The sequence below is a fragment of the Microcoleus sp. PH2017_28_MFU_U_A genome (assembly GCF_020738035.1).
Classification (GTDB): Bacteria; Cyanobacteriota; Cyanobacteriia; order Cyanobacteriales; family Microcoleaceae; genus Microcoleus.
In genome coordinates, this window is record NZ_JAEQCX010000185.1 from 1 (window position 1) to 8,918 (window position 8,918).

The following is an 8,918-nucleotide window of genomic DNA, read 5'->3' on the forward strand; positions in this document are numbered from 1 at the left end:
TATTTTTGGGTAAGAAGCTTTCTTACCCTATCTTTTTTGAGGCGATTTGTCTAGAGTTATCTCCCTGTATGCTTTTCAGACGACCTGTCACCCCGTCAGAGCATTATGTTATTATTAGACCTCTTGCAAAATAATTTTCTGATATAATAGAAGGTTTTGCTTTACTTGATTAGACATCTCCCAAAAGCCTGTGAATAACAGGCAGGATGCCTGTTCCACAATTATGGAGATGTCTAATTCAAAACTTCCAATTATAACATATATCTTTTTTGCAAGAGGTCTATTGTAAATAAACTCTAGGATACAAAGTTATGGACAGAATAAATGAAGCAGAACTACTAAGACGATATACTGCTGGGGAGAGGGACTTCAACGGGCTTGATTTGAGCCGAGCTAGATTGAGTGGGGTTAATCTCAGTGGAGTTAATCTTAGTGAAGCAAATCTGGGTAGCGCCGTTCTGGACGAAGCTGATTTAAGTGAAGCCTCTCTGAGAAATGCTTGGTTGAACGGGGCTATCCTTGAGAGGGTCAATCTGAGTGGAGCTAACTTGGAAAGCGCCAACTTGGAAGCGGTTTACATCAGAGATGCCAACTTGAGTAGGGCGAACCTGAGAAATGTTTGGTTTGCCTATGCCTTTGCACAGCGCAGTAACTTTACAGGAGTTAACCTCAGTGGGGCTATACTTCACGAAACCAGCTTGGATAATGCTCTTTTGATTGGCGCTGACCTTCAAGGTGCCGAGTTGGATCAAGCTGGACTCAGTGATGCCAATCTCAGTGGGGCTAATCTCAGTGGGACTATTCTTAAAGAAGCCGACTTTGATAATGCCAACCTTACCAATGCCAATTTGAGGGCTGCCAATATCGAAGATTGCTTCCTTGCGAAAGCTATTTTCTGCAATACCATTATGCCAGATGGAAGTATTGCGAACAATATTTCTGGGTATGAATGAGGAATATAGCGATCGCAAATGAATTGTAAATCACAAATCATGTATAATAATGAGGACGTAAATCTCAGTAGGAGTTGAGATGTCCCCAAAGAAATCGGCAGAAAAATTTGTGGAGCATGAAGTCCAAGCTTTATGGGAACTCGAAAATTTTATTGCCAGCAATCCCGACCCAAGAGAACTTAAAAGAGCTGCTTCTATCCGCATGTTAATTGAAGGGGTTCGCCGCGAAACTATTCAAAAGATATTGGGAGTATCATCTCCATTTATCAGTAAGTGGAAAATCAATTATGCGTTGCATGGAATTGAAGGGTTGCGCTTAAATCATCAGGGTTCGCGGGGACAACTTAAGCCTGAAGAACGAGCGGAAGTCATCCAATGGTTAACCAATAAAAACCAGTGGGACTTATCCGAATTATCAAATTATATAGCCGAGCGATATCAGATTGAATTTCCATCAAAAACTAGCTACTACCAACTTTTTAATTCAGCGGGAATTAGCTGGAAAAAATCTCAAAAAAAAATCCAAAACGTGATGAAGAACTCGTCAAAAAAAAGCACCAAGAAATCTGTGAAATTCTGGAAGAACACCGCTCAGCTATAGAATCGAGAAAGCTTGTGGTGTATTTGATTGATGAGTGTCATCTATTGTGGGGAGATGTCTGTGGTTATCTTTGGGGAAGGCGCAACGAGAGAATAGAAATACCAGTGGTGAATCAGAGAGAAAAACAAACTTATTATGGCGCAGTAAATTATTTAACAAAACAGTTTGTTCTGCGAGAATATGCAAGGGCAAATTCTGAGAATACAGTGGCTTTCTTAAAAGACTTACAATCTTTAAATCCCGAAGCCAGACATTTGATTATTTGGGATGGAGCCAGCTATCACAAATATAAAGAAATGAAAGCTTACCTAGAAGAAATTAATCAAGGGTCTGAGCGGGCTGAATGGCCTTTAACTTGTGTCCTGTTTGCTCCTAATGCTCCGGAGCAGAATCCAGTCGAAGATATTTGGCTTCATGCCAAGACTTGGGTGAGAAAATTTGGGAATCGGATCGGTTCTTTTTCCTTGCTTAAATGGTTCTTCAATTTTACCATACAGGAACAAAGCTTTGACTTTCCCAAGTTACACAAATTTGGTATTTTTGAACCAACACTCAATGGAACTGCTGCTCGCTCCAACCCTTAATTAATTTACGAATGATTTGCGATCGCTATATTATTTTAGAGAACGCTGATTTAACTGATATTAACTTGAGCAATGCTGAACTCAATGAAGTTTACCTCATGGGTGCTAATCTAACTGGTGCCAACTTGAGTAATGCTTCTTTGTATATTGTGAGTCTTGCCTCTGCTAACTTGGAGCAAGCTATATTCCGCAATACTACTCTTGATGAAGTTAGTTTTGAGCCTCCAAATCCACGATATATAGAAGTTCGTAAATTGCTCGAACAGTACGCTGCTGGGGAGAGAAATTTTGCGGGAATTAAGGTTAATAACACTGCCCTGAGCGGGGTTGACCTAAGTGGAATCAATTTGAGCAAAGCCCACCTTATGACTCTCAATTTGAGCAATGCCAATTTGAGTAATGCTCACTTGCCAGGAGCTAGAATGCTTGGTACTAACCTAAGTGGCGCGAATCTGAGCGGGGCTAATCTAAGAAATGCCGACCTCAGCGGTGCGAATCTGAGAAAAGCTAATCTGAACGATGCCGACTTAAGAGATGCTATTTTGAGTGGTGCTGATTTGACCGAGGCTGACTGCGAGAGAACCAAAACTGAAAATGTTATTTTGGTGGCAACCAACCTGACAGGTGTCAAAGGTTTTGGCAGTGGGATAGGAGCTTTTGTCTGCAAAACCATTGAACCAGGGGGAGAATTCGTAGAGGGACCCGATTGGATTGAGTAAATAAACTTATAAATTTAATATTATACCAATATTAATTTAACAGTTTTGAGTAGCGATAGGAGACCAGAAATAATCAGAATTTTATTCATAAAAGGTAAGAGTGAAAGTGCGTGCTAATATGAAAGCATAAACAACTTGCATAAGAAAGCTATGGACGTTGAAGAACTATATAGGCGTTACGCTGCGGGAGAGAGGGATTTCTCTGGAGTTGATTTAAGTCGTGCTAACTTAAACGTTGCTGACGTGACATACGTCGAAGACCTAGAACCAGGTCAAAATGACTTGAGCGGTATCAATCTCAGCGGTGCTAACTTGACTAAAGCAAATCTGAGTCTTGTTAATCTCAGCGGTGCTAACTTAAGCGATGCTCAACTTGATTGGGCTAAGCTAGCTGAAGCTGACCTATCGGGGGTCAATCTTAGCAATGCTAGTTTATCTTCTGCCGAATTATGCCGAATCGATCTGAGTGGAGCTGACTTAAGTGGGGCAAATTTGGATTGTACTGACTCAACAGGAGCCAACTTAAGGGGAGCTAACCTCAGCGGGGCAAGTATAGCTGAAGCTATATGGGAAGCAACTGACTTGAGCGGTGCTAATTTGAGCGAAGCTAATTTGACACAAAGCGCTCTTTGCAATGCCAATTTAACAGGGGCTTGCTTAAGAGATACAAATTTAGAGGAGCCTTCGCTAGATGGAGCTAATTTAACCAATGTAGACTTAAGTGAATCTTTCATCAATTTAGATATGGCTAACATTAACAGAATTAGGGGCGCAATTTTGTGTAATACAACTATGCCAGATGGCAGTATTAGGAATGACCATTGTCAGTAAATAAGTTTTCTGTATTAAAAGTAGCGAGGAAGAATTGATTCGCCCTCGCTAGTTAAGCAATTATTGCCAAGTGTTAGCTACTACCAAAACTTAGGTAACTACATTTGGAAAATCATTAACTGTCACTGAACCAATATAGGATCGGCTCTCCAATATATTTTCAATTTCATCTGGGAGGTTGGAGAGAAGGTCAAGACCTGTAAGTTCTTCAATCCTGTCAACAGTAGTTATGTTTTCCGGATCAAACCACGGTATTCGCGTTGTACCGGGATAATTAGGAAAATTAGGTAGCATGACAGCTATTACAGGTGTATTTGCTGTTACATCTGCTATACCTTGTCCAGGTCTTAGAGGTACAATCACTTTCCACATGAATTCAGGAAGATTAATGTTCTCTATATTGAGGGGGTTATCGGGTGGTAATTCGTCATTATACGATTCATATCCACCCGCAATGTTATACAATTCCCAACCACGATCCTTAACAATTCCCTTACTAAAGACTTCTAACGCTCGCCATGCTCCTCTTTGATTCTCCCCTGGTTCTTGTGGAAGTAAGTTCGTTGTCAGGAATGTAGCAAACTGATCTTTCTGAGTTCTTTGACGCTGTTCTCTAGCAGTCAAGTGACCTCGGTCAAAACCACTATTTCGGTATTCCCATCCCTCGGTTGTATCTAATTCACTGGGAAGTGCGCTATCTGACCTCCAAGGGAAAGGATCGTAAGGCTCTGCACCACCCCCCTGTGGTGATCCAAGATTGCCCAACCACGTTTTGTTGATTTGCCAACTAACCCAATTAGAACCTTTGTTACTCTCATTATAAGAGAGCGAATACTGTGGCTTTTCAATCAGATAATTGTTGGCATTGTTCGCAGCATCAGGTCTAGCTACTTGTCCGTTTAAAGTAGGATTACCAAACATGAGGTGAGTGCTCTTAAAAAAGACATCATCCAAATAAACCGTATTATTCCCTTCTAACTCAAACTTCAGCTTAGCTGACTTACCACGCAATACTTCAGGTACATCAACGTGGAAAGTTTCAAACCCTAAATTACCATAACCAATGCGGTTAGTGTCAGTATCAGCATAGCCTATAGGGTAAGCTATTTCTGGTAAGGCACCGGGATTGACTCGACCATCGGCTACTCTCAAGTCAATGTTACCTATGGGTTGATAATTTTCATAACCAGGTTCATCGCCTTTCATAGAAACCTTTAACGTGCCACCATTAGGATTAGGAACATGAAGATTAAATCGCAACGCACCCCAGTCAGGCACAACAAACTGATTGTGTGTAATGCTGTCACCAGATGTTAATCTCAGAGCGTAGTTAGGTTGAGCTGGATCGTACCCTACCTCTGGTCTGTAATTGTCGAGACTAGGAATATCCCTCCAATCAACCAACTTACTTGTCGGCGACGCAATATTTGACGTACCGCCGTGAAAAGACCAGCCCGGAATCGCATTACTAATAGCATTTCGGAACAAACTACGCGGATTAAAGACAGCATCAAAGTTGCCACCAAAAAGAGTAGGAATCGCAAAATCTCCCCGCATCCGCCTTTCCGCTGTATTGTCAAAAGAAAGAGGCACGCGCTCCACATTATTAGTCGGTCGTAAATTAGCGATCGCACCCGTATTAGGATCTTTAGTCAACCCACCTCCCAGAACAGAATAGAACCAACCAGTACCCATACCCTTCCTTTCAGTCAAAAAATAAGGTATTATTAAGAGCTTACAATGATTATAAACTAAGGACAAAAGTTATGGATACCGAAGAATTACTCAGAAGGTATGCTAGGGGTGAGAGAGATTTTACTGGTATTAATTTGAGCCATGCAAAATTGAATGGTGCAGACCTTGGTGGTATCATATTGAATGATGCTGAACTTAATTATGCAAGTTTAAAGGGTGCAAAACTAAGTGGTGCTATGTTGAATAAAACCAATTTTTTTCAGGCCAACTTAAATGGTGTTGACCTCAGCAATACCACCTTAAATGGTACTAACTTCTGGCAGGCAAGTCTGTCTGGTGCGTACTTGAGTGGTCTCTCCTTAGAAAGTATTAACTTAGAAAATGCCTATTTGACAGGTGTTCATCTATTTGAATGCCGTATTGATAACAGTAATTTAGCAGATGCTAATTTGAGGGGGGCCTATCTGCTACAGGTTTTAATCACAAATACTGACTTTCGCAGAGCCGATTTCAGTGGGAGCAAACTAGAAGATGTTTCTATGGAAAATGTTAACCTGAGTAATGCTTGCCTTATAGGTGCAGAAGGGATTGTTATACGTGGGATAATAAGTCTACGGCTAGAACGGATTAATTTCAACAATGCCACAATGCCAGATGGAACAATCTTTAGTAGTTGTTAGTACAAAATAACAGGTATTGAACATTTACTAAATTAGTGCCAGCCTAGTCACGGAAATTTAGGTAGCCAATCACAATGCTCTTGTGCCATACCAAGTAATGAATCTATTTCCACTTAGCTCCTAAGTGTCTGCACAAGAGCTAGTCAAGATTGGATAGAAGGTCAAGACCGGTAAGACGTTTAAGATCGACAGTCGTAACAGTCCAGGTTTGCCAATCTCTCCACTGAGCCAAGCTTGTTATAGGAGAACGATGTTCCGACGATGGCAACAAACCATTTAGCGGATGCGGTATTGGGGTCGAAAAATCGGTTGGTGCTGGTCTATTAGGCGTTATTACAGAGATAACATTTGTGTTGGCTGCTGTGATATCATTTATGCCTAAACCCGGGTGATCCAAGACCAAGATATTTTTCCAAGTATAATCAGGAACATTGATCATTTTATCGTTAATTGTTCCTAATGTTCCATATCCACCAGCAGTAATGTAAAGTTCTTTACCTTCTAATGCTAACTGGTAGCAATATTCTTCAAGGTTTCGCCACGCGGTATTACTAACATTATTTCCAGGGTATTGCGGAAGTGCATTCGTCATAAGAAATGTAGACAACATATCCTTCTTATCTCGGTTTCGTTGTTCGGAAGTTGCCATGTGACCGCGGTCGTAGAGGTTGTTTGGATAGCCTTTGTAATCCTCACTTGTAACTAGCGGACTAAAAGGAATAGGTAAGGTTTCATCGGACTTGAATACACCGCTTCTTGTTAACTCACCCAGCCAGGAACGGTTTAATTGCCAAGTTACCCATTTGGGATTTTTAGAGTTGTTATCGTAAGACACTGTATATTGTGGCTTCTCTAATAGGTAGTTGTTTTGTTGGGCAGGGTCACGGCGAGCTTCTTCTCCATTGTAAGCAGGATTACCGAATTTGAGGTGAGTGCTTTTAAAGAAGACATCATCTAAGAAAACTTCACCACCATTTAATTCAAACTTTAGTGTAGCTGATTTTCCTCGCAGGTCTTGGGGTATCTCATCTATATGAAATGTTTCAAATCCTGTAGTACCAAAGCCAATCCTGAATCGATCTGAGGGGTAAGAAGTTTGTGAGCTGGAATTTTTATTTTCTGCTGCACTTAGAACAATAACTCCAATAGGTTGATATTCGTCGTACCCTGGTGCATCTCCTTTGATAGAGACCTTAAGTTCTCCGTTAGTGAGTTGAGGAACATGAAGGTTAAAACGTAATGTTCCCCAGTCAGGCACGACAAAGCGATTGTGTGTGATGCTATCTCCCGATGTTAATTTCAAGGCATTGTTAGGTTCAGTAATGCCCAACTGTTCCAGGTAATTTAGTGATAAGTTAGCTCCCTTCTCATTCTTGATGGTACGAGGTTCGTTAAGTGCGGGAATATCCCTCCAATCAACTAACCTACTTGTCGGCGACGCAATATTTGACGTACCGCCGTGAAAAGACCAGCCCGGAATCGCATTACTAATCGCATTTCGGAACAAACTACGCGGATTAAAGACAGCATCAAAGTTGCCACCAAAAAGAGTAGGAACCGCAAAATCACCCCGCATCCGACTTTCCGCTGTATTGTCAAAAGAAAGAGGCACGCGCTCCACATTATTAGTCGGTCGTAAATTAGCGATCGCACCCGTATTCGGATCTTTAGTCAAACCACCTCCAAGAACAGAATAGAACCAACCAGTACCAATACCCTCATTAGGAGCATTAGCAGCACCCAGAGAAAAGTTAGGTTGCCCGCTATATTTAGGCGTGTACCAGGGGTTGACACGAGGGTCTTGAGGAGTTCCACTGAAAGAAAAGTCTCTGTCAAATAGTTGCTCGTAATGCCCATCACCCCGACGCCGCGAGATCGGGTCAACAGGTTGCGTACTAGAAGAATTTTGGCGATACTCAGTTAGTCCTAGGTCAGCAGTCCCCGCATACCACGTCAGGACTCTCCCGTGCGTTCCCCCAGTGAGATCGTCTTTCGTAAACCCAGGTAAACTATTTTCATAACCATCAGCATTGCGTCGAGTACCCAAGAAAACCGTTTCGTCAGGCTTCCCTAGAAGTTCCCCCGCACTGTTTCTGGGAAATTTGAGACCTGCTCTAATCTCTGTTCGCAGAGCATCGGGCCCGCTCAAATTGGGAATGTCTCGACCCGCAGGTGTCAGCGTAGGAATTTGTGGAATGCCTTGGTCTAGCCTGGGCACCGTTTGGTAGTAGTTGTCCGCAAAAGTCACATTCTTCCAAACCTGAACCTTCGGTTCGCGGAAATCTGCAAATCCCGCTTCTCCTAGAAATGGTAACTGTACCGAAAAACTTGGTTGGTCAAAATCATGAGGATCTAATGTAGTCATCTGGAGGTCGCGAAACAGAGAATTCTCCTTCCCGCCAGCTAGAGGGAAGTAAGTCCCTACACGCTGAATGATTTCGCTATTGACCACAGTCCCCCGACTGAAGCCAACAAAGTGCAGTGGCGAATTGAAAATTGCCCCCTGAGAGCGAACAAAATTCCCTTGGCTGTCGAAGTTAGCACCACCTCCTAGCGATTGATCTAGCTGCACCAGCGAGGCAAAGAAACTATCTGCTGCTGCCTCCGTGAAGCCAGAATCGGGAATAGCTGACTCATTATTTTGAGACCAGTCAGGCAGAAGCACTAATGGTTTGTTGCTTTGGAGGTAGGGAGCTATATAGCTCGACAAAGCAGTACGATAACTGGGAGCGGCTTGGTCAAAACCATTAGGAAAATAAGGAATGAAAATTTAATAACATCAGCGATGTATAATAAATAAATGAGTGAATATGAATAGGTTAATGTTTCGGTATGGATGTCAAATATTATACCTA

At 42.1% G+C, this 8,918-nt stretch carries 7 protein-coding genes; 5 read left to right on the forward strand and 2 right to left on the reverse strand.

Translation table 11 applies throughout. The features are described 5' to 3' along the window. The first annotated feature begins 311 nt into the window (after positions 1-311). The 4 genes from JGK14_RS32775 to JGK14_RS32790 all read left to right on the forward strand — a co-directional run bounded on the left by JGK14_RS32775 (position 312) and on the right by JGK14_RS32790 (position 3,688). Positions 312-953 carry a pentapeptide repeat-containing protein gene (locus JGK14_RS32775; protein WP_293209044.1) on the forward strand — a complete coding sequence of 214 codons (642 nt, stop codon included), beginning with the start codon at positions 312-314 and terminating at the stop codon, positions 951-953. Between the two features lie 79 nt (positions 954-1,032). Further along, positions 1,033-2,138, forward strand: a protein-coding gene (locus JGK14_RS32780) for an IS630 family transposase (protein WP_293232318.1) whose coding sequence is annotated in 2 segments (ribosomal slippage) — positions 1,033-1,465 and positions 1,465-2,138 — 1,107 coding nt in all. Because the reading frame shifts where the segments join, the coding sequence is not laid out codon by codon here. Positions 2,139-2,149: 11 nt separating this feature from the next. Continuing rightward, a complete protein-coding gene (locus JGK14_RS32785; RefSeq protein ID WP_293232316.1) occupies positions 2,150-2,857 on the forward strand; it encodes a pentapeptide repeat-containing protein in 708 nt (235 codons plus the stop codon). Between the two features lie 150 nt (positions 2,858-3,007). Then, the gene (locus tag JGK14_RS32790; RefSeq protein WP_194070886.1) at positions 3,008-3,688 is read left to right on the forward strand and encodes a pentapeptide repeat-containing protein; all 681 of its coding nucleotides are present in this window, start codon (positions 3,008-3,010) and stop codon (positions 3,686-3,688) included. Between the two features lie 90 nt (positions 3,689-3,778). On the opposite strand, the gene JGK14_RS32795 is transcribed toward JGK14_RS32790, so the two are convergent. Next, positions 3,779-5,383, reverse strand: a complete 1,605-nt coding sequence (locus JGK14_RS32795; RefSeq protein ID WP_293232311.1) for a DNA/RNA non-specific endonuclease — start codon at positions 5,381-5,383, stop codon at positions 3,779-3,781. Positions 5,384-5,454: 71 nt separating this feature from the next. On the opposite strand from JGK14_RS32795, the gene JGK14_RS32800 reads away from it, so the two are divergent. Then, the gene (locus JGK14_RS32800) at positions 5,455-6,063 is read left to right on the forward strand and encodes a pentapeptide repeat-containing protein (RefSeq protein ID WP_293209142.1); all 609 of its coding nucleotides are present in this window, start codon (positions 5,455-5,457) and stop codon (positions 6,061-6,063) included. A 139-nt stretch (positions 6,064-6,202) separates the two neighbouring features. Here the strand turns inward: JGK14_RS32800 and JGK14_RS32805 are convergent, their stop codons facing one another. After that, positions 6,203-8,728, reverse strand: a complete 2,526-nt coding sequence (locus JGK14_RS32805; RefSeq protein ID WP_293327897.1) for a DNA/RNA non-specific endonuclease — start codon at positions 8,726-8,728, stop codon at positions 6,203-6,205. Positions 8,729-8,918: the final 190 nt, after the last annotated feature.

Excerpts from the sequence above, each read along its gene's own strand:
- JGK14_RS32775 (WP_293209044.1), top strand. The coding sequence starts at position 312 with ATGGACAGAATAAATGAAGCAGAACTACTAAGACGATATACTGCTGGG.
- JGK14_RS32785 (WP_293232316.1), top strand. The coding sequence starts at position 2,150 with ATGATTTGCGATCGCTATATTATTTTAGAGAACGCTGATTTAACTGAT.
- JGK14_RS32790 (WP_194070886.1), top strand. The coding sequence starts at position 3,008 with ATGGACGTTGAAGAACTATATAGGCGTTACGCTGCGGGAGAGAGGGAT.
- JGK14_RS32795 (WP_293232311.1), bottom strand. The coding sequence starts at position 5,383 with ATGGGTACTGGTTGGTTCTATTCTGTTCTGGGAGGTGGGTTGACTAAA.
- JGK14_RS32800 (WP_293209142.1), top strand. The coding sequence starts at position 5,455 with ATGGATACCGAAGAATTACTCAGAAGGTATGCTAGGGGTGAGAGAGAT.